Annotated in this window: 18 protein-coding genes; 13 read left to right on the top strand and 5 right to left on the bottom strand. The window is 58.2% G+C overall.

Features of this window, described 5'->3' with window-relative positions; genetic code table 11:
* The first annotated feature begins 121 nt into the window (after positions 1-121).
* Positions 122-1135 (top strand): porphobilinogen synthase, encoded by a 1014-nt coding sequence (gene hemB, locus ACP7CZ_RS13890; RefSeq protein WP_034129028.1) that lies wholly within the window; start codon positions 122-124, stop codon positions 1133-1135.
* An 18-nt stretch (positions 1136-1153) separates the two neighbouring features.
* On the top strand, positions 1154-3376 hold the full coding sequence (gene ppk1, locus ACP7CZ_RS13885; protein WP_054896006.1) for a polyphosphate kinase 1: 2223 nt from the start codon (positions 1154-1156) through the stop codon (positions 3374-3376).
* Between the two features lie 139 nt (positions 3377-3515).
* Here the strand turns inward: ppk1 and ppx are convergent, their stop codons facing one another.
* The gene (gene ppx / locus ACP7CZ_RS13880) at positions 3516-5018 is read right to left on the bottom strand and encodes an exopolyphosphatase (RefSeq protein WP_003195352.1); all 1503 of its coding nucleotides are present in this window, start codon (positions 5016-5018) and stop codon (positions 3516-3518) included.
* Positions 5019-5773: 755 nt separating this feature from the next.
* Here ppx and ACP7CZ_RS13875 point away from each other — a divergent pair.
* The 5 genes from ACP7CZ_RS13875 to ACP7CZ_RS13855 all read left to right on the top strand — a co-directional run bounded on the left by ACP7CZ_RS13875 (position 5774) and on the right by ACP7CZ_RS13855 (position 11079).
* Positions 5774-6433 carry a DUF1120 domain-containing protein gene (locus ACP7CZ_RS13875; RefSeq protein ID WP_294195186.1) on the top strand — a complete coding sequence of 220 codons (660 nt, stop codon included), beginning with the start codon at positions 5774-5776 and terminating at the stop codon, positions 6431-6433.
* Positions 6434-6548: 115 nt separating this feature from the next.
* Entirely contained in the window at positions 6549-7208 is a 660-nt protein-coding gene (locus ACP7CZ_RS13870; protein ID WP_157717968.1) for a DUF1120 domain-containing protein, read from the top strand.
* A 105-nt stretch (positions 7209-7313) separates the two neighbouring features.
* The gene (locus ACP7CZ_RS13865) at positions 7314-8015 is read left to right on the top strand and encodes a fimbria/pilus chaperone family protein (protein ID WP_081095710.1); all 702 of its coding nucleotides are present in this window, start codon (positions 7314-7316) and stop codon (positions 8013-8015) included.
* 6 nt (positions 8016-8021) lie between these two features.
* A complete protein-coding gene (locus ACP7CZ_RS13860; RefSeq protein WP_269667773.1) occupies positions 8022-10526 on the top strand; it encodes a fimbria/pilus outer membrane usher protein in 2505 nt (834 codons plus the stop codon).
* Between the two features lie 10 nt (positions 10527-10536).
* Positions 10537-11079 (top strand): hypothetical protein, encoded by a 543-nt coding sequence (locus ACP7CZ_RS13855; protein ID WP_070415456.1) that lies wholly within the window; start codon positions 10537-10539, stop codon positions 11077-11079.
* 4 nt (positions 11080-11083) lie between these two features.
* Here ACP7CZ_RS13855 and ACP7CZ_RS13850 read toward each other — a convergent pair whose 3' ends face one another.
* The 4 genes from ACP7CZ_RS13850 to ACP7CZ_RS13835 are packed head-to-tail and all read right to left on the bottom strand — an operon-like array spanning position 11084 to position 13923.
* Positions 11084-11821: an amino acid ABC transporter ATP-binding protein gene (locus ACP7CZ_RS13850; protein WP_034129024.1), complete on the bottom strand. Its 738-nt coding sequence runs from the start codon at positions 11819-11821 to the stop codon at positions 11084-11086.
* The gene (locus tag ACP7CZ_RS13845; protein ID WP_034129023.1) at positions 11808-12458 is read right to left on the bottom strand and encodes an amino acid ABC transporter permease; all 651 of its coding nucleotides are present in this window, start codon (positions 12456-12458) and stop codon (positions 11808-11810) included. The genes ACP7CZ_RS13850 and ACP7CZ_RS13845 overlap by 14 nt, the downstream gene beginning before the upstream one ends.
* The gene (locus ACP7CZ_RS13840) at positions 12455-13123 is read right to left on the bottom strand and encodes an amino acid ABC transporter permease (protein ID WP_294195194.1); all 669 of its coding nucleotides are present in this window, start codon (positions 13121-13123) and stop codon (positions 12455-12457) included. The genes ACP7CZ_RS13845 and ACP7CZ_RS13840 overlap by 4 nt, the downstream gene beginning before the upstream one ends.
* Before the next feature lie 14 nt (positions 13124-13137).
* Positions 13138-13923, bottom strand: coding sequence for a transporter substrate-binding domain-containing protein (locus ACP7CZ_RS13835; RefSeq protein ID WP_294195197.1), 786 nt, complete (start codon positions 13921-13923; stop codon positions 13138-13140).
* A gap of 254 nt (positions 13924-14177) precedes the next feature.
* On the opposite strand from ACP7CZ_RS13835, the gene ACP7CZ_RS13830 reads away from it, so the two are divergent.
* From ACP7CZ_RS13830 to ACP7CZ_RS13805, 6 genes are all read left to right on the top strand, one after another.
* Complete coding sequence (locus ACP7CZ_RS13830) at positions 14178-14873, top strand: FadR/GntR family transcriptional regulator (protein ID WP_294195200.1); 696 nt, start codon at positions 14178-14180, stop codon at positions 14871-14873.
* Positions 14874-14994: 121 nt separating this feature from the next.
* Positions 14995-15324: a thioredoxin TrxA gene (trxA, locus tag ACP7CZ_RS13825; RefSeq protein ID WP_034129019.1), complete on the top strand. Its 330-nt coding sequence runs from the start codon at positions 14995-14997 to the stop codon at positions 15322-15324.
* Between the two features lie 234 nt (positions 15325-15558).
* A complete protein-coding gene (gene rho / locus ACP7CZ_RS13820) occupies positions 15559-16818 on the top strand; it encodes a transcription termination factor Rho (RefSeq protein WP_003176825.1) in 1260 nt (419 codons plus the stop codon).
* 156 nt (positions 16819-16974) lie between these two features.
* A complete protein-coding gene (locus ACP7CZ_RS13815; protein ID WP_054895998.1) occupies positions 16975-18957 on the top strand; it encodes an acyltransferase family protein in 1983 nt (660 codons plus the stop codon).
* A 59-nt stretch (positions 18958-19016) separates the two neighbouring features.
* Entirely contained in the window at positions 19017-20483 is a 1467-nt protein-coding gene (ubiD, locus tag ACP7CZ_RS13810) for a 4-hydroxy-3-polyprenylbenzoate decarboxylase (protein ID WP_294195242.1), read from the top strand.
* Positions 20483-21451, top strand: a complete 969-nt coding sequence (locus tag ACP7CZ_RS13805; protein ID WP_034129017.1) for a CDP-6-deoxy-delta-3,4-glucoseen reductase — start codon at positions 20483-20485, stop codon at positions 21449-21451. Before ubiD ends, ACP7CZ_RS13805 begins: the two co-directional genes overlap by 1 nt.
* Positions 21452-21492: the final 41 nt, after the last annotated feature.

Below are 21492 nucleotides of genomic sequence, written 5' to 3'. Positions count from 1 at the left end.
TCCTACGCAAATGACGAATGGGACTACAGGTCGTGTCGATAAGCACAACTGTCATTCATTCGTCATAATGGCCGCTTATAACTGCAACGCTCGCCCGTAAACACGGGCTCAGGAGTCTGTCGTGAGCTTTACCCCTGCCAATCGCCTGTTCCCCGCCACCCGTCTGCGTCGCAATCGTCGTGATGATTTTTCTCGTCGCCTGGTACGTGAAAATGTACTGACCACGAATGATCTGATCCTGCCGGTTTTCGTGCTCGACGGTGAAAATCGCCGGGAAGCGGTGGCGTCGATGCCGGGTGTGGAGCGTCTGACCATTGACCTGTTGCTTGAAGAGGCGGCGAAGTGGGTCGAATTGGGCATCCCGGCGCTGGCGCTGTTCCCGGTGACCCCGGCCGAACTCAAGACCCTGGACGCCGCCGAAGCCTGGAACCCCCAGGGGATTGCCCAGCGTGCCACCCGTGCCCTGCGCGAGCGTTTCCCGGAGCTGGGCGTGATCACCGACGTGGCCCTGGACCCTTTCACCACCCACGGCCAGGATGGCATTCTTGACGAAGACGGTTATGTTCAGAACGACATCACCGTCGATGCACTGGTCAAGCAGGCGTTGTCCCACGCGGCTGCGGGCGCCCAGGTGGTTGCACCGTCGGACATGATGGACGGACGCATCCAGGCGATTCGCGAAGCCCTTGAGCTGGCCGGTCACGTCAATGTGCGGATCATGGCCTACTCGGCCAAATACGCCAGCGCCTACTACGGCCCATTCCGCGATGCGGTAGGCTCGGCGCTGAACCTGGGCAAGGCCAACAAGGCCTCGTACCAGATGGACCCGGCCAATAGCCAGGAAGCCCTGCACGAAGTGGCCACCGACCTGGCCGAAGGCGCCGATATGGTGATGGTCAAGCCGGGGATGCCTTACCTGGACATTCTTTACCGGGTCAAAGAGGAATTCAAGGTGCCGACCTTTGTCTATCAGGTCAGCGGTGAATACGCCATGCACATGGCGGCGATCCAGAATGGTTGGTTGAGTGAAGGGGTGATCCTCGAATCCCTGACTGCCTTTAAACGTGCCGGCGCTGATGGCATTCTGACCTACTTCGCCGCCCGCGCCGCCCAATTGCTTAGAGAGCAACAATAGCCCTCACAGGAACACTCGATGAATACCGAAGGACTCTCAGAAGTTGCCGTAAAAGACGCTCACCCGGTGGTTGAACAAGTCGCCCAGACCCCGCCGGAGCTGGAGCCTGCACCGCCTGCGGTGGTGGCCGAAGCGCCTGCGCCGGCGCCAGTGCCAGTGGTCACCAACCTGGATGACAGCAGCCTGTACATCCACCGCGAGTTGTCACAACTGCAATTCAACATCCGCGTGCTCGAGCAGGCGCTGGATGAGTCCTACCCCTTGCTGGAACGGCTGAAATTCCTGCTGATTTTCTCCAGCAACCTGGACGAGTTCTTCGAGATCCGTGTTGCCGGCCTCAAGAAGCAGATCACCTTCGCCCGTGAGCAAGCCGGTGCCGACGGCCTGCAACCGCACCAGGCCCTGGCGCGTATCAGTGAGCTGGTGCACGGCCATGTGGACCGCCAGTACGCGATCCTCAACGACATCCTGCTGCCGGAGCTGGAAAAGCATCAGGTCCGCTTCATTCGTCGTCGTCACTGGACCGCCAAGATCAAGACCTGGGTGCGCCGTTACTTCCGGGACGAAATTTCGCCGATCATCACGCCTATCGGCCTCGACCCGACGCACCCGTTCCCCTTGCTGGTGAACAAGAGCCTCAACTTCATCGTCGAACTCGAAGGTATCGACGCTTTCGGCCGCGATTCGGGCCTGGCGATCATTCCAGCGCCGCGTCTGTTGCCTCGGATCATCAAGGTACCGGAAGAGGTAGGGGGCGCTGGCGACAACTATGTATTCCTGTCGTCGATGATCCACGCGCACGCCGATGACCTGTTCCAGGGCATGAAGGTCAAGGGCTGCTACCAGTTCCGCCTGACTCGTAACGCCGACCTGGCGTTGGACTCCGAAGACGTTGAAGACTTGGCCCGTGCCCTGCGCGGCGAACTGTTCTCGCGGCGCTATGGCGATGCGGTGCGCCTGGAAGTGGCGGACACCTGCCCGAAACATTTGTCGGACTACCTGCTCAAGCAGTTCAACCTGGCCGAGTCGGAGCTGTACCAGGTCAACGGCCCTGTAAACCTGACGCGCCTGTTCAGCATCACCGGCTTGGACAGTCACCCGGAGCTGCAATACAAGCCGTTCACTCCGCAGATCCCGAAACTTTTGCAAAACAGCGAGAACATCTTCAGCGTGGTGAGCAAGCAGGACATCCTGCTGCTGCACCCCTTCGAGTCGTTCACCCCGGTGGTCGACCTGCTGCGCCAGGCTGCCAAGGACCCGCACGTCCTGGCCGTGCGCCAGACCCTGTACCGCAGCGGTGCCAACTCGGAAATCGTCGATGCGTTGGTGGATGCTGCGCGTAACGGCAAGGAAGTCACCGCGGTGATCGAGTTGCGGGCGCGCTTTGACGAGGAGTCCAACCTGCAACTGGCCAGCCGCCTGCAAGCGGCCGGTGCGGTGGTGATCTACGGCGTGGTCGGCTTCAAGACCCACGCCAAGATGATGTTGATTCTGCGCCGTGAGGCCGGTGAAATTGTGCGTTACGCCCACTTGGGTACCGGCAACTACCACGCCGGCAACGCGAAGCTCTACACCGACTACAGCCTGCTGACATCCGATGACGCGCTGTGTGAAGACGTCGGCAAGTTGTTCAGCCAGTTGATCGGCATGGGCAAGACCTTGCGCATGAAGAAGCTGCTGCACGCGCCGTTCACCCTCAAGAAGGGCATGCTCGACATGATTGCCCGCGAGACCCAGTTCGCTCTCGACGGTAAACCGGCGCACATCATCGCCAAGTTCAACTCGCTGACCGATCCTAAGATCATCCGCGCGCTGTACAAGGCCAGCCAGTCCGGTGTGCGCATCGACCTGGTGGTGCGTGGCATGTGCTGCCTGCGCCCCGGCATTGTGGGCGTGTCGCATAACATCCACGTGCGCTCGATCATCGGCCGCTTCCTGGAGCACACACGCGTGTTCTACTTCCTCAACGGCGGCGAAGAGCAGATGTTCCTCTCCAGCGCCGACTGGATGGAACGCAACCTCGACAAGCGTGTGGAGACCTGCTTCCCGGTAGAAGGCAAGAAGCTGATCATGCGGGTCAAGAAGGAGCTGGAAAGCTACCTGACCGACAACACCCATAGCTGGAGCCTGCAGTCGGATGGGCGCTACGTGCGTAACACGCCGACCGGCAACCAGAACCCGCGCAGCGCGCAGGCGACGTTGCTGGAGAAGTTGGGTAGCCCGATTCTGACGGTGAACTAGCCCAGGCATACGCAATTCCATGTGGGAGCGGGCTTGCTCGCGAATGCGGTGTGTCAGTCAATGCATCTGGTGACTGATCCACTGCATTCGCGAGCAAGCCCGCTCCCACATTTGTTCTGCAGAATGCTTTTAGATTTGCTTAGCGCAGGTTCAGGCTGAAACCTACCCGCGTCAGCCATTCCGCTTCCTGGGCGAAGTCCGCCTGGGTCAGCTGGTTTTCATCCAGCCAGCCTTTGGGGAACATCACTTCCAGGCTATCGCCATCGGCGTGCAGTTTGACCTGGGGCATTTCCTGGGTGCCGCGGATGTGGTGGAACAGGATTGCAAAGCGCAGCAGCGCGCACAGGCGGATCAGCTTGATGCCGTCTTTACCGAATTCGGCAAACTTGTCCTTGGGAATGTTGCGGCGATGGCCGCGCACCAGCAGCGCGAGCATCTGTTGGTCTTCCCGGGAGAAACCGGCCAGGTCCGAGTGTTCGATCAGGTACGCGCCGTGCTTGTGATAATGGTAGTGAGCGATGTCCAGGCCGACTTCATGCACCTTGGCTGCCCAGCCGAGTAACTCGCGCCAGACGCCGTCCTCCAGGTCCCAGTCCTCAGCCACCTGGTCGAAGGCGTGCAAGGCTTTGCGCTCGACGCGGGCGGCTTGCTCCAGGTCGACGTGGTAACGCTCCATCAGCGAGCTGAGGGTGCGTTCTCGCACGTCTTCATGGTGGTGCCGGCCCAGCAGGTCGTAGAGCACGCCTTCGCGCAGGGCGCCGTCACAGTGGTCCATGCGTTGCAGTTCGAGGGCGTCGAAGATGGCTTCGAGAATCGCCAGGCCCGCAGGGAAAATGGCGCGACGGTCGGGCTTGATGCCGTCGAAGTCGATTTTCTCTGCATCCCCCAGCTTGAACAGCTTGCGCTTGAGCCACGCCAGGCCTTCGGCGTTCACCTCACCGGTGCCATGGCCACCGGCCTTCAAAGCCAGGCCAATGGCACGGATGGTCCCGGACGAGCCGATGGCTTCATCCCAGGTCAGGCGGTGCAAGGCATGTTCGATGCTCATGATTTCCAGGCGCGCTGCGGTGTAGGCCTGGGCATAGCGCGCCGGAGTGATCTTGCCATCCTTGAAATAACGCTGGGTGAAACTCACGCACCCCATCTGCAGGCTTTCACGCAATAGCGGTTCGAAACGTTGGCCGATGATGAACTCGGTGCTGCCACCGCCAATGTCTGCCACCAGGCGTTTGCCGGGCGTGTCGGCCAGGGTGTGGGACACGCCGAGGTAGATCAGGCGTGCCTCTTCACGGCCCGAGATGACTTCCACCGGGTGCCCGAGGATTTCCTCGGCGCGATGGATGAATTCGTTGCGGTTGCGCGCTTCGCGCAAGGCGTTGGTGCCAACGATACGCACCGCGCCAGGGGGCATGCCGTTGATCAGTTGCGCGAAACGCTTGAGGCAATCGAGTCCGCGCTGCATGGATTCTTCATTGAGCTTGCGCTCGTCGTCGATCCCGGCGGCCAGTTGCACCTTCTCGCCGAGCCGCTCAAGGATGCGGATCTCGCCGTTCTGGGCCTTGGCCACGACCATATGAAAGCTGTTGGAGCCCAGGTCGATGGCGGCGATCAAGGACAGATTCTTGGCTTGGGATTGCGGCATGGTTTGGGGGTCTCGGTCGATAACCTTGCCATCGTGCCACGATCGACGGCTGGCGCCAACGCGTAGTGCCAGAGGAATTTTCCCCAATCACTCATCAGAAATTGTGAATGCCGCTTGTAGGAGGTGGTTGCGATAGCTGTGTTATTGGGTCAGGAGTCGCTGTAGTTCATAACTTGCAGTGTGCGTAATTTCTGGATGGTCAACTTAGTCCTACATGTGTATGCATATTTGTCTTGGTTTTTTGTGTTTGCTCCTACAGTAAACAATCTAAATGTGAGCCGTTTTCGCAGAGCTGTCTTACGTTGATTGAGGTATTTTTCCGGCTTAATTATTTATGTGTGGCGCCGATACTGCCGGTCGGCAATTAAGCCGTGGCGGTAATTATTTGTCGCTCAGGGCTTGTACAAGGGGGTAGTTATGCGTGTGGGGTTAAACAAGTGAACACCTCACATCGCTGACTATAGGTGCTGTTTTTACATATTCAGGAAATTAAGGTGCTCAGATGAAGAGCAAAGTGTCAGTGCCGGCGGGACTGCTTCTGGCTGCTGTAGATTTAAGCGTCGAAGCAGCCAATCTACGAGTGAAGGGTATTAATGGCCCCGCCCGTTGCAGTTTAACACTATGAGTTCGATGGCAAGCAGCCTGCGCTAGAGCTGTGTTATTTCCGACAGTTGTTGTGTCGGCAGTTTTAGTGATGAGCGATATTGGTTTTTTGCTAGCGAATCCATTTCTACGTCTATGCAGGATGTAAGATCATGAAAGTAAAGTTTGTTTTGGTGGCAGGTATGGTGCTTTCGGTGGCTAGTCTGAGTGCTCAGGCCTCAGAGTTGCGCGTAAAGGGGGCCATTGTTCCTGCCAGTTGCAGTTTTACAATGACTAATGCCGTTTTCGATTATGGTGATATCCGGCCGTCGAGCCTAAGCGAAACTCAGTATACGCGTTTGACGGCGAAGTCTACGCCGTTCGCTGTTAAATGCGAGGGAAGTGCACTTACTGCGGTTGGGCTCAAGGCAGTGGATAATCGTTCATCCAGCAAAGTGCCAGGTATCGTTAGCTCAATAGACCAGGGCTACACTGATAACTACAACTATGGATTGGGTTTGTCGTCCAAAGGACAAAAAATAGGGGGTTATGCCGTACATGTTCAAAACTCTATTGCTGATGGGCGAACCGTCCGTACAGTGACTTCCGCAGACAATGGCAATACATGGACGAACTATCGAAGTAACGCGTTGGGTCAAGGCGGCGATGTCATTGCCTGGTGGGGTGGTTCAGGAGCGCAAACACCACTTAAGGTTAATTCGGTATCGGGGAATATTCAGATTATCACCTTTATTAATAAACAGTCCGCGCTCGATGTGGGCAGTAAAATCGAGTTGGACGGTCACGCAACCTTGGAGCTTCGTTACCTCTAGGCTCCTATTCGTACTTCCTTGATCAGATAATTCGCATCGGTGTGTGGGTGATAGCGCAGGCCTAATTGTCATCGGGTTTGATCTGATATTTATCGTTATGTTGAGAGTGCTAAAAATGAATAAGACGATGTTTGTAATGAGTGTCGCGTGCTTGGCGTCCCTTGGTTTTCATGCTCAAGCTGCTGACCTGAGTGTGAAAGGAACGATTGCCCCCGTCAGCTGCAGTTTCACGATAACCAATTCGGTTTTTGACTACGGAAGGATTGACCCGAATTCCCTGAGCCCGACGCGTTATACACAGTTGGCTAAAAAGACAACGCCTTATTCGATCAAGTGTGCCAGCAATGTCAAGACAACGGTGGCGATCAGGGCGTCGGACAATCGTGCAAGCTCTCGAATTCCCGGCATGATGCTCAGTCTTTTTGGCAGTAATTATAAAGATATTTATAACTTCGGATTGGGTGCTACGTCCCAAGGGCAAAAGATTGGTGGGTATCTGATCCACCTACGTAATTCTGTGGCGGACGGTGTAGCGGTGGGGATTGTTGGTTCCGAGAATAATGGCGGATATTGGCATACGAATAGCACCCAAGCCGTCGGCCATACCTCCAACCTTACGGCTTGGCGGGCAGGAAATGTCTACGCACCTATCAAGCTTAATACGGTGGCAGGCCAAATTGAAGTGTTGCCTGTTATCAATAAAACATCAGAGTTAAATATGAGTAATCAGATTAATCTGGACGGTCAGGCTACTTTAGAGCTGCGCTATCTATAACTAGGTTCGGAAAGGGGCCGAGCAGAGCCACGCTTTATTAAGCGGGCTTTGTGTCGGCCAATATTTCTTTCGCAAAGCCTGTGCGCACAAGTGGGTAGTGAAGTGATGGTTAAAAGATTTCTTAAATCATGCTTGTTAATAGGTTTTTTCTTGCCGGCGGTGCTGTTCGCCGACGGTATGCGTCCTGATACCACCGTCATTGTGCTACATGAGGCAGAAGGTGAAGTCAGCATTAACGTCACCAATACGGATAGCAGTCCGGCACTGCTGCACTCGGTTATCGAGGATGTCCCGGAAGATACCGAGCAACTGATTGTTGTCACCCCACCGGTCACACGTGTGGATGCAGGAGAGCGTCAGATGGTGCGGTTTCTTTCAATAGGCACCGAACCACTCAAGACCCAGCGCCTGAAGCGTGTGTCCTTCGAAGGAATTCCTCAGGCACAACCTGGTTCCGGTGCGACCATTGGTATCAGCCTTCGGCAGAACCTTCCGCTGATCCTGCATCCCAAAGGCTTGCCAAAGAACGATGCGCCTTGGGAGCTACTGACCTGGCATCTTCAGGCCAACGTCTTGAGTGTGCGCAACGACAGCCCCTACGTAGTTCGCTTGGCGGCAGACGTCCGTCTTAATCCGCAACGAGTGACGGCCAGCCTTGCTCGTACCTACGTGCTGCCTGGCGAAGTATTGCAGGTGGCCTTGGACAAGCCTGTACCCGGTGCGACCTCGGTCACCCTTGAACCCGCGACCGTCTACGGCTTCGCTGTCGATAGCTACGATGCGCTGCTCATCACGAATGCGCCGTGACCGTTCATGAACACAACCAATGGCAGTTTCGGTGCAGTTCCCGACGACTTGAATCATGTACAAAAGCGTGAGGCGCTTTTCAGGCGAAACGGGCTGAGCCTGTCGGTGTGCATGGCAATGATGGCGGTGGTGGTCACGGATGCTTCTGCCGCCCGTGTATCGAGCATTTCCGGGTTCGACTTGGAAACGCTGCAGGCGCGTGGTATCAGCCCTTCGGTTGCCCACTATTTTCGTCATGCGCCACGTTTCAGTGAGGGTGTGAGGGTCGTGGACCTGCACGTCAACGGTGAGCGGATAGGCTTGACGGATGCTCGGTTCGATAAAGAAGGTGAGCTATGCTTTACCCGCAGTTTGCTTGATCGTGGCAGCTTGCGGGTACCTTCCTCGGTGATCGACAAAAGTGTCCCCCCCGAGCAAGCCTGTCATGACTTCAAAGCCGAATACCCTGAGACAGTAACGACATTGCGTCCTGGCAACGAAGAGGTGTCGTTGGTGGTGCCTACGCAAGCGCTGCGAGACGTTCAGCGAGACTCCGGCAGCTATGCGCGCGGAGGCACGGCAGCGCTACTCAATTACGACGTCCAGGCAATCAACAGTCATTCCAGGGCGGATACCTATCGGTATCTTTCAGCCTCCACAGAGGTGGGCTTCAATTTTGGCGATTGGATTGCCCGCAGCCGCCAGCTTTATATTTCCAACGATCGCCGCACAACGGCCGAACACCTTTTCGCCTATGCACAACGGGATTTCTTGCCTTTGGCTTCGACCTTCCAGGTCGGTCAGATATCGAGCAATAACCCGGTGTTTGGGGGAGTACAACTGACGGGCGCGCAGATTTTTCCCGATGGTATTGAAAGTGGTGGCAGTCACAATGGCGTGGTAGTCGAGGGGCGAGCCCTGAGCCAGTCAAGGGTGGAAGTACGGCAATCCGGCGCGTTGATCTATACCACGGTCGTTCCTGAGGGGCCTTTTACGCTGACCAATCTGCCCTTGCTCAACGGCACCAGTGACCTTCAGGTCACGGTGATAGAGACCCAGGGCGGGCAGCGCAGTTTTATCGTGCCGGCTGCTACGTTCCGCGCAGTGGTCCCCGTGAAGTCTGGATATACAGCTTCTTTGGGCAAGATCCGCGAGGTGGAGGGGAGAGGGGCCAAAGAGCCCCTGCTGGCCATGGCCAGTGGTACGTGGGCTGTGGGCAAGGACAGCGCGGTCAGCGCAGGGGTACAAGGTACCGATAGCTACAATGCGGTGGGGCTTGCCCTGGACAGCAGCTTTTCCCAGCGCTTTTCCCTGGGGGTGCGTAACAACTTGTCCCGGGATCATTCAACAAACGTACAAGGCGCGCGCAACAGTGTGTCTGTGAGCGTCGGCCTGCCTGCGAATGTACAGATGTCCTTGAGTGCTACTGCGCAGACACCGGGCTATCGTGACGTCATCGATACAGTGACGCCTCATGTAAACGATGTGGATGGCTCGCGATTCAAGAACCAGTACACCGTAGGATTCAGTTGGGCGGACCCTCAGTTGGGTGGCTTCTCCATCGGTTATAACCGGGGGGCCGATTTCAAGAGCCGGATTACCCAGAATATCTACGGCACGTGGAACAAGAGTTTCAGATATGCCAGCGTCGGTGTGACCGTGGACTCTCAGATTGGCCAGTCCAACAGTGCCGATGACCGGAACGATGACGGACTGGGTATTCGACTGCAGGTCAGTGTTCCCCTGGGCCGTGATCGGAGCCTCAGCGCATTCGCTCGACGTCAGGGAGAGCGCTCCAGTATCGGCACTGCCTATGATGAGCGTGTCGACGAGACGCTGAACTACCAGATACGCAGCGACAGAGACTTCGCAGGGCATCGTGAGCACACCCTGGGCGGCACGCTCAACGCGTCTTCTCGTTACGCGCAAGTGGGGCTGGGGCTGAATCGTGACTCGTCCAGCACCAGTTACTCCGGGCAATTGCAAGGGGCGGTGGTCGCCCATTCTGAAGGTTTCACATTGTCGCCGTATCGGGTTGAGGACACGTTTGGCGTGGTCTCGGTGGGCGAGGTTGCCGGTGCTCGTCTTACCACACCTCAAGGGCCGGTTTGGACCGACCCGTGGGGCAAGGCTGTGATCGCCAGTTTGCCGGCTTATCAGTCGAGCGTGTTGGAGCTGGAAGGCAAAAGCCTACCTCGCCAGATGGATATCAAGAACGGTACCAAGGTCCTGGAAGCGGGCCGTGGGTCCTTCAACAGGGTCGATTTCGAAGTAATCAACGTACGCCGGGTACTGCTGCGCGCTACGGATATGCACGGCAAACCATTGCCTCAGGGCGCTGCCGTGCTGGGGCCAGAAAATGCATTGCTGACCACGGTGGTTGGGGATGGGATGATTTTTCTCAGCAACGTCGACGCGCCCCAGGCCCTTAAAGTCTCTTCCAGCACAGTGTCCTGCGCGCTGCAGCTCGACCTTCCGGAGCAAACCTATAATGGCAAATTCTACGAAACCGCTTCGGCGGTCTGTCGGTGAGATGGCCCGCATGAACGAGTGGCGTATCGGGTGCCTCAAAGGCTTGGGGCTGTTGTTGAGCTGCCTTTTATTGGCAGCGCCGGCAAGCGCTGCGAACTGCCGCCTGTCCCTGAGCCAGCCCATCATCGATTACGGCCTGCTTCGCCCAGGCGAACAGCTCGAAAACCGGGGTGCTTCGCTGGGGAAGCGTATGGTACGTCTGAACGTGATCTGCGTGGAGGCTGCGGTGATTGCGCTACGTTTTCAAGGCGTGCCGGCCAATGAGACTGGCTACAGGTTTGGCCGCCAGGGCTTTTTCAACCTGACGCTTCAGCATCCTCAACTCGACGGTAAACCCATCGAGTTAGCGCAATGGCACAACCCTACCGAACGGGACGCCCAGCTACGCCCAGGCCAATCTCTGGTAGTGCTGGTCGGCGGAGCTCCTGCCAGAGGCCACGCTTTTTCGGCGCAGGTGCAAGTAGACACCTGGCTATCGAGCGCAGCCACTGCTGTTGGCAATAAAACCACATACGAGGGCAATGGGCGTTTCGAGCTGGTGTCCGGTGGCTGAGTCCTCAGGCAGGTGATCCATGGCTGCCGATGAAGTTTGCCAGCTCGGCAGATTGCGGATGTGCAAACAGCACTTTCGGATCGCCCACTTCATGCACCTTTCCCTGGTGCATGAACACCAACTTATCCCCAACCTCCCGGGCAAAACGCATTTCGTGGGTCACCATGATCAGGGTCATGCCGTCTTTAGCCAGTTGGCGCACCACGCTGAGCACTTCATTGACCAGCTCAGGGTCCAGGGCCGATGTGATTTCATCGCACAGCAGCACTTTGGGTGACATGGCCAGTGCGCGGGCAATGGCGACTCGCTGTTGCTGGCCACCGGACAGTCGATCAGGGAAAGCGTCGAACTTCTCGCCCAGGCCTACCCGTTCCAGCATCTGCTTTGCCAACTGCACCGCTTTGGCCTTTGGCACTTTCTGCACCACTTGCGGCGCCAGCATCACGTTCTCGCCCACGGTCAGGTGCGGGAACAGATTGAATTGCTGGAACACCATGCCGACCTTCTGCCGCAGGCTGCGCAGGTCGGCGCGGGCCGCGTCGAGGTATTCACCATCGACTTCGATGACGCCGTCGTTGATCGACTCCAGACCATTGAGGGTGCGCAGCAAGGTGGACTTGCCCGAGCCGCTGCGGCCGATGATTGCCACCACCTGGCCTTCGTCCACCGTCAGGTCGATGCCCTTGAGCACGTGGTGATCGCCGTAATATTTATGCAGGGCAGAAATTCTAAGCAGAGGCATGCAGTCTCCTTTCCAGGTAGCGCGCACTGAGGGACAAGGGGTAGCAAAGCAGGAAGTAACCGAGGGCCACCAGGCCATAGACCATGAAGGGTTCGAAGGTGGCGTTGGCGAGCATGCCGCCCGTCTTGGTCAGTTCGGTGAAGCCGATGATCGAGGTCACGGCGGTGCCTTTGACCACCTGCACCGAGAAGCCCACTGTCGGCGCGACAGCAATACGTAGCGCCTGGGGCAAGATCACGTAGCGCAGTTGTTCAAGCGGGTTGAGGGCCAGGCTGGCCGAGGCTTCCCATTGGCCGTGGGCAATTGAGTCGACGCAGCCGCGCCATATTTCAGCCAGGTAAGCGCTGGTAAACAGGGTCAACGCAATCGCCGCTGCCAGCCAGGGCGATATGTCCACGCCGAGCAGGGCAACGCCGAAAAACACCAGGAACAGCTGCATCAGCAGTGGCGTGCCCTGGAACAGTTCGATATAGGCGCGGGCAATGTTGCGTGGGAACGCTTTGCGGCTGATGCGCAGGGTCATCACCAGTAAGCCGATCAGGCCGCCGCCCACAAACGCCACTAGTGATAGCAGCAGCGTCCATTGCAGGCCGGTAAGCAGGTTGCGCACGATGTCCCAGAACGAAAAATCACTCATCGGCTGTTCCTCATGACAAACCGTCGGCCGATCCAGTTGAGCAACTGGCGAATCATCAGCGCCATGCACAGGTACACCAGGGTGGTCAGGGCATAGGTTTCAAAGGCACGGAAATTACGCGACTGGATAAAGTTGGCGGCAAAGCTCAGCTCTTCAGTCGCGATCTGCGAACACACCGCCGAGCCGAGCATCACGATGATGATCTGGCTGCTCAGGGCTGGCCACACCTTGCCCAGGGCTGGTAGCAACACCACATGGCGGAACGCCTCGAAGCGCGTCATTGCCAGCGCCGCGGCCGCTTCCAGTTGCCCCCGTGGGATGGCCTGGATACCCGCACGTATGATCTCGGTGGAGTACGCCCCCAGGTTGATTACCATCGCCAGCACGGCGGCTTGCCATTCGGTGATTTTCAATCCCAGGGACGGCAGTCCGAAGAAGATGAAGAACAGTTGCACCAGGAACGGCGTGTTGCGGATCAACTCGACATACACACCAAAGAGCCACGCAAACGGCTGGATCTTCCACGCCCGTACCACGGCGCCGACAGTGCCCAGGGCCGCACCGAGGGTGGCGCCAATGGCCGTCAGCTCAAGGGTGAACAGCGCGCCACGCAGGAGCAGGTCGGTATTGGCCAGCACCGGCACAAAGTCGAATTGATAGGCCATCGTTGAGCTCCGCGTCAGAGGTCGGCAGGCAGCGGTTCTTTGAGCCACTGCATGGCGTTTTTCTCCAGGCTACCGTCAGCCTTGGCTGCGACCAGGATCTGGTTGACCTTTTCCAACAGCGCCGGCTCGTTCTTGTTCGCGCCCACGTATACCGGCGAGTCCTTGAGCTTCACCTTCAGCGCGGGTACGCGTTTGGGGTTGCGTTCGCTGATGGCCACCATGACCACGTTGCCGCTGGCGATCAAGTCGACCTGGCCGGCCAGGTAGGCGGCGATAGTGGAATTGTTGTCTTCAAAGCGCTTGATCGTGGCTTCCTTGGGCGCTACCGCTGTCAGCTCGATGTCCTCGATGGCGCCACGGGTCACGCTAATGGTCTTGCCCTTGAGGTCGTCGAGGCTGGCGATGGCGGCGTCAGGCGGCCCAAACACGGCGAGGTAGAACGGCGCGTAGGCGTTGGAAAAGTCGATGACCTTTGCGCGCTCGGGGTTCTTGCCCAGGCTGGAAATCACCAGATCGACCTTGCCGGTGGTGAGAAACGGGATGCGGTTGGTGCTGTTCACCGGGGTCAGTTCCAGCTTGACCTTGAGTTGGTCGGCCAGCAGCTTGGCGGTGTCGATGTCCAGGCCACGGGGTTGCATGTCAGGGCCCACCGAGCCAAACGGCGGAAAGTCCTGGGGGACGGCAACCTTCAGCGTGCCACGAGCGACGATGTCATCCAGACCATTCGCCTGGGCGGGTGCCTGGCTCAGCATAAGGCTGGCAAACAGGGCAGTGAGCAGGGCGCTGTAGCGCTTGGTCATGGCAACTCTCCGAAAAAGGCGAAGGAATTTTCTGAATTTGCCCAGTGCACAGCCCATGCCAGCACCGTTCGGATCGTCTGCAAGGCTGATGTTTATTGAGATGCACAGGTCTTACTGGTCTGAACAGTTGCCAGGGTTTTCGCACCCTTTTCGAGCGCTGACAAAAAGCTGCGAGCCCCTTTGGGGCGTGGCTTGCAGCCGGCCATAAATAGTTTTACAACGGGTCACGCAGATATCGGGAACCTGTGCATTTTATGAATTCCATTGCCCAAGCCGTACCGGAAGCGGCCTTGCAGGCCATCCGCAAACTCATCAAGGAGCAAGGCTTCGGGCCGGGCGATGCGTTACCGTCCCAGCGCGACCTGGCCCTGCAATTGGGGGTGAGTCGGGCTTCGTTGCGTGAGGCGCTGTCATCGCTTAGCGCCTTGGGCGTGGTCAGTGTGCAGGCGGGCAAGGGCGTGTTCGTGCAGGACGTGCAAGAAGCGCCAGGCTTTGCCTGGCCCTTCGCGGCGCAGGCTACGCCGCCGGATATCTTCCAGCTGCGCTACGCATTGGAGGGGTTTGCGGCGGGGTTGGCAGCAATGGCACTGACCATCGAGGCGCTGGACAGCCTGGAGGATAATGTCGAAGCCATGCACAGAGTGCTCAAGGCGGGTGACTTCGAAGCGGCCGCTCGCCTGGACTTCGAATTTCACCAGTGCATTCTGCTGGCCAGCGGTAACCAGGCAATGGTGAGTATCCTCAGTGCCAGTGCCGAGGTGTTTTTGGAGAGTCAGAAACTACCGTTCATCCGGCCGGAGCGGGCCATGGAAACCTGGCAGGAACATCGCAGGATCCTGCGCGCCCTGGCCCGCCGCAACAGTACGACGGCGCAGAAAACCATGCAGGAACATATACGTAATGCTGCGTTGCGCACGGGCATTGCGTTCGTGACGCCCGTTACGTCGTGAGTGGGGTCATACCCACACTCATTCAACTTCATAGCAAGACTCAATCAGACGCGGCTTCCTGAACAGGGGAAGGGCGGCTATGATGGGCAACGTTTTTTTTGCTTACAATCCGGAGACATCCATGAGCAACGATCTTATCAAGCACGTCACCGACGCGACCTTTGAGGCCGAAGTACTCAAGGCTGCCGGCCCGGTGCTGGTTGACTACTGGGCTGAATGGTGCGGCCCTTGCAAAATGATCGCTCCGGTCCTGGACGACATTGCAACCACCTACGAAGGCAAGCTGACCGTTGCCAAGCTGAACATCGACGACAACCAGGAAACTCCGGCCAAGCATGGCGTACGTGGTATTCCTACGCTGATGCTGTTCAAGAACGGCAATGTTGAAGCGACTAAAGTGGGCGCGCTGTCGAAGTCCCAGTTGCAAGCTTTCCTCGACGCGAACATCTAAGCGTCGTCAAAAAAGCCCCGCAAATAGCGGGGCTTTTTCGTAAAGCAGGGCTAGACGCTCCGAAATCCAGGTGGTACATTCGGCCCCGCAGTGGTTTCTCCACTGCCCCCTGCAAGCCGTCGCCGACGCATTCCTTTTCGATTAGTACGCGATCCTGTCGCCTTCTCTGCGGCGCGGCCTCATTAAGCCAAAAGCTTAATTTCCCCCCTCCATAAATGATTACGTCATTCCTATATGAATCTGACTGAACTCAAGCAAAAGCCGATTACCGACCTGCTCCAATTGGCCGAAGAAATGGGCATAGAAAATATGGCCCGTTCGCGCAAGCAGGACGTGATTTTCTCCCTGCTCAAGAAGCACGCGAAAAGCGGCGAGGAAATCTCCGGTGATGGCGTGCTGGAGATCCTCCAGGACGGCTTCGGCTTCCTCCGCTCTGCAGACGCGTCCTATCTCGCCGGCCCAGACGATATCTACGTCTCGCCGAGCCAGATCCGTCGCTTCAACTTGCGCACTGGTGACACCATCGTTGGCAAGATCCGTCCTCCGAAGGAAGGCGAGCGTTACTTCGCCCTGCTCAAGGTCGACACGATCAACTTCGACCGCCCAGAGAACGCGAAAAACAAGATTCTCTTCGAGAACCTGACCCCGCTGTTCCCGACCGTGCGCATGAAGATGGAAGCCGGTAACGGCTCCACCGAAGACTTGACCGGTCGTGTGATCGATCTCTGCGCTCCGATCGGCAAAGGCCAGCGTGGCCTGATCGTCGCACCGCCGAAAGCCGGCAAGACCATCATGCTGCAGAACATCGCCGCGAACATTGCACGTAACAACCCTGAAGTTCATCTGATCGTGCTGTTGATCGATGAGCGTCCGGAAGAAGTGACCGAAATGCAGCGCACCGTGCGCGGCGAAGTGGTTGCCTCGACGTTCGATGAGCCGCCAACCCGCCACGTGCAGGTTGCCGAAATGGTGATCGAAAAGGCCAAGCGCCTGGTCGAGCACAAGAAAGACGTGGTGATCCTGCTCGATTCCATCACGCGTCTGGCCCGTGCCTACAACACCGTGATCCCGAGCTCCGGCAAGGTGCTGACCGGTGGTGTCGATGCCCACGCCCTGGAGAAACCAAAGCGTTTCTTCGGCGCTGCGCGGAACATCGAAGAAGGCGGCTCGCTGACCATTATCGCCACCGCGCTGGTTGAAACCGGCTCGAAGATGGACGAAGTGATCTACGAAGAGTTCAAGGGTACCGGCAACATGGAACTGCCTTTGGACCGCCGCATCGCTGAAAAGCGTGTGTTCCCGGCGATCAACATCAACCGCTCCGGCACCCGCCGCGAAGAGTTGCTGACCGCAGACGACGAACTGCAGCGTATGTGGATCCTGCGCAAGCTGCTGCACCCGATGGACGAAGTTGCGGCCATCGAGTTTCTGATCGACAAGCTGAAAACCACCAAGACCAACGACGAGTTCTTCCTGTCGATGAAACGCAAGTAATACAGCGTTTCAGGTCCAAAAAAATGGCGTCCTTAATCGGACGCCATTTTTTTTGCGTCGAGATTCTGCGATTTTTGTGGCATAAGTATCCGTTAAGTAACAAAAATTGACGCGTGACTTCGCTCATCCCTTTCGTCGCAGACTGACCACATTCTTATGACCACCCTTGCTTACCGCAGAGACATCGATGGCCTGCGTGCCATTGCTGTCCTTGCAGTCGTGTTGTTCCACTTTGGTGTCCCTGGCATTACTGGCGGTTTTGTTGGCGTTGACGTCTTCTTCGTCATCTCAGGTTTCCTGATCACGTCAATTATCTGGCGTGAGCGTCAAGCTGGACGCTTCAGCTTCATCGACTTCTGGGCTCGTCGAGCCCGGCGTATCTTGCCGGCCCTGTTTGTGATGATCGCCGCGACACTGGCAGTGGGTTGGTTTCTGTTGGCGCCCAAGGACTATGAGGAGTTAGGGCGGTCTGCGCACTATCAGGTGACCTTTACGTCGAACCTGTTGTTCTCGCGTCAGCATGGCTACTTTGATGCCTCATCCGACATCAAGCCCTTGCTGCATACCTGGTCGCTTGCAGTAGAAGAGCAGTTCTATATTTTCTTCCCATTGCTGCTGACGTTGCTTTCCAGTCGGTTGAAGCACTGGCGCCTGGCATTGTTCGCGGTACTGTTGGTGTCGTTTGGCATGAGCGTCTGGGCGGTTCAGCATGAGCCGCAGAAAGCCTTCTTCCTGTTGCACCTGCGGGCCTGGGAACTACTGGCCGGTGCAATGCTGGCGGTGCAGCCCAAGCGTGAATGGCGCGCCTCGCCGGCCTTGGCTCAAGGGGTCAGCCTGGCTTCCCTGGCATTGATCCTCATCGCTGTGCTGGGCTACGACGCGAAAACGCCGTTCCCAGGTGCGACCGCGTTGTTGCCCGTGCTGGGGGTGGTCGGGTTGATCTGGGCCAACGGTCAGCAACAGACCTGGGTCGCTCGCCTGTTGGGCACACGGATCATGGTGGGTATCGGGCTGATCTCTTATTCCTGGTACCTCTGGCACTGGCCGGTGTTCGTGTACGCCAACTATGCCGCGGTGGATGGCTTGAGCGCGCTGGAGCTGGCGGGGCTGATGCTGCTTTCGCTGGTGCTGGGCTATCTGTCCTGGCGCTTCGTGGAAACGCCGTTCCGGGAAAAACGTTTGCTGGCTTCGCGTAAGGCGATTCTGGCGTCAGCCATGGTCGGCATTCTGGGGTTGGGCTTCACTGGCCTTGCGATACGCGAAGCTGACGGCGTGCCTTCGCGCTTGTCCGAACAGGCGTTGCGTTTTGCCCAGGCCAAGAAGTGGAGCCCTGACCTGCTGGCGTGCATGGCCGACAAAGATACGCCCGATGAACGCTTGTTCTGCCATTTCGGCCCGAAAGGCCAATCTGTTTCAGCGCTGGTATGGGGCGACAGTCACGCCACCGCGCTGATACCCGCACTTAAAGAGGGCGCTGATCGCCACGATATCAGCCTGGTCGAAGCCAGTTTTGCCGGTTGTATTCCCCTCGATGGCCTGGAGAATATTGCCCGCTGCGCGCATTTCAATCGTCGCGTCGAGAAGGCCATGTCCGAGCAGGCTTTCAGCGATGTGGTGTTGGCCGCTCGCTGGAGCCTGTATGTGTACGGGCAAATGTCCGGTGACAAGGAGCATGCGCTCAAAGACCCCGGCACCGGCCAGTATGTGCGTGCCGTCGCCGAACAACGCTTTGCCCAGGGCTTGCGCGAGCGCATCCAGGGCTTGCGCGCTGCCGGGCACAAGGTCTGGCTGGTCAAGGAAGTGCCGCTGCAGGAAATCATCGTACCTTACCGTCTCAGCCGCCTGGCCATGATGAACCGCCCCGTGGACGGTGAAGGGCTCGCCGTGGCCGAGCATGTAAAGCGCCAGGCCTTTATCACGCACTTGTTTGATGAGTTGGCGGCGGCCGACAGCGGTGTCGCGGTGCTGGACCCTGCACCTTTGCTGTGTGGCACCGACGGTGTATGCCGGGTCGAACTCAATGGCCGAGCGCTGTATACCGACGATAACCACCTTTCAGACGTCGGCGCGCGACACATCGAAGCCTTCCTGGAGCCGTTGTTCAGTTCGTTGCAATCACGCGGATTGACGGCCAATTAAGCTGCCAGCCGCCCTCAGAGCAGGTAGGATGTACGCCTATTTTACGGGTGGCATGGTTAATGAAATTCAAGGATCTTCGGGATTTCGTGCAGCAACTTGAGCAGCGCGGAGAGTTGAAACGTATCCAGATGCCGATTTCTCCGGTGCTGGAAATGACTGAGATTTGCGACCGCACCTTGCGCAAAAAGGGCCCGGCGCTGTTGTTCGAAAACCCGACCGGCTTCGATATTCCGGTGCTGGGCAACCTGTTCGGCACTCCCGAGCGCGTGGCCTTTGGCATGGGCGCCGAGTCCGTCAGCGAACTGCGCGAGATCGGCAAGCTGCTGGCTTTTCTCAAGGAGCCCGAGCCGCCCAAGGGCTTGAAGGACGCCTGGTCCAAGCTGCCGATCTTCCGCAAGATCATTGCCATGGCCCCCAAGGTGGTCAAGGACGCGGTGTGCCAGGAAGTGGTCATTGAGGGCGACGATGTCGACCTGGCCATGCTCCCGGTGCAAACCTGCTGGCCCGGCGACGTCGGCCCGTTGATCACCTGGGGCCTGACCGTCACCAAAGGCCCGAACAAGGACCGCCAGAACCTCGGTATCTACCGTCAGCAAGTCATTGGCCGTAACAAAGTGATCATGCGCTGGCTGAGCCACCGTGGCGGCGCCCTCGACTTCCGTGAGTGGTGCGAAAAGCATCCCGGCAAGCCGTTCCCGGTATCCGTGGCCCTGGGTGCCGACCCGGCGACCATCCTCGGCGCGGTCACGCCCGTACCTGACAGCCTCTCCGAGTACGCTTTCGCCGGTTTGTTGCGCGGTAATCGCACGGAGCTGGTGAAGTGCCGCGGTAATGACCTGCAAGTGCCGGCCACCGCCGAAATCATCCTTGAAGGCGTGATTCACCCAGGTGAAATGGCCGATGAAGGCCCCTACGGCGACCACACCGGTTACTACAACGAAGTCGACAGCTTCCCGGTGTTCACCGTCGAGCGCATCACCCATCGGGTCAAGCCGATCTACCACAGCACCTACACGGGTCGTCCGCCCGATGAGCCCGCCATCCTCGGCGTGGCGCTCAACGAAGTGTTCGTGCCGATCCTGCAAAAGCAATTCCCGGAAATCACCGACTTCTACCTGCCGCCCGAGGGCTGTTCGTATCGCATGGCCATCGTGACCATGAAGAAGTCGTATCCGGGGCATGCCAAGCGGGTAATGCTCGGCGTATGGTCGTTTTTGCGACAGTTCATGTACACCAAGTTCGTTATTGTCACCGACGACGACATCAATGCCCGGGACTGGAACGACGTGATCTGGGCCATCACCACGCGCATGGACCCCAAGCGCGATACGGTGATGATCGACAACACGCCTATCGACTACCTCGACTTCGCGTCGCCGGTATCGGGCCTTGGCTCAAAGATGGGCCTGGATGCCACGCACAAATGGCCGGGCGAAACCACGCGTGAGTGGGGCCGGGTGATCGTCAAGGATGAAGCTGTCACTGCGCGGGTCGATGCGATCTGGAAAGAATTGGGAATAGATTGATGCGTGTAACCCTGCAACCTTCCGGTGCTGTGCTGGAGCTGGCTCCTGGCGAGCGAATCCTCGAAGGCGCCCGTCGCCTGGGCTATGAGTGCCCTCAAGCCTGTCGCAATGGCGTGTGCCATGTCTGCGCGGCGTTGCTGGTGGAGGGCCGGGTACGCCAAGCCGGGGAAGTGCGCGATCATGGGGAGTTCTACACCTGTATCGCCGAGCCCCTGGAGGATTGTGTGGTGCTGTGGGATGGCGTTCTGGCGCCGGGAGAGTTGCCGTTGCGCAAATTGTCGTGCCAATTGATCGAGTGTGCGCAAGTGGGTGGCGATGTGTGGCGCGTGCGCCTGCGCGCCCCGGCTGGCAAGGCGGTGCGTTATCACGCCGGGCAATACCTGATGATCGAGCGGGACAACGGCGAGAAGTCAGCGTTTTCCCTGGCCTCGGCGCCCCATGCCGGGCGTGAGTTGGAGTTGCATGTACTGGCACGGGAAGCCAGCGCGCGCAGCCTCATCGAACAGTTGCAGCGTAACCAGATGGCGCGCGTCGAGCTGCCGTTTGGCGACACTCACCTGGCTGAACTGCCAGACGGGCCACTGGTACTGATGGCCGCCGGCACCGGCATGGCGCAGATGAACAGTCTGATCGAGCATTGCCGCGCTTCAGGTTTCAAGCACCCGGTGCATCTGTATTGGGGCGTGCGTCTGCCGGAAGATTTCTACGAAATCGAGCATTGGGATCAATGGCTGCAATTACCCAACCTGTTCCTGCACAAAGTCGTCAGCGACCTGTGTGGTTGGGAAGGGCGCTGTGGTTTGCTGCATGAGGCAGTGTGCGAAGACATTGCCGACCTCAATAGCGTGCACGTCTACGCCAGCGGTTCGCCGGCGATGATCTACGGCACGCTGGACGCACTGGTCAGCGCCGGCATGGATGCGCACCGGATGCGCGCCGACGTCTTCGCCTACGCCCCAAGGCCCTGAAGCCTTGCGCTGAATAATGTAGGAGCAGGCAAGTCAGCTCC

The organism is Pseudomonas sp. DWP2-2 (genome assembly GCF_049897065.1).
Lineage (GTDB): Bacteria > Pseudomonadota > Gammaproteobacteria > Pseudomonadales > Pseudomonadaceae > Aquipseudomonas > Aquipseudomonas paracarnis.
The sequence above is the reverse complement of the archived record's forward strand: the minus strand, read 5'-3'. Positions and strand labels throughout refer to the sequence as shown.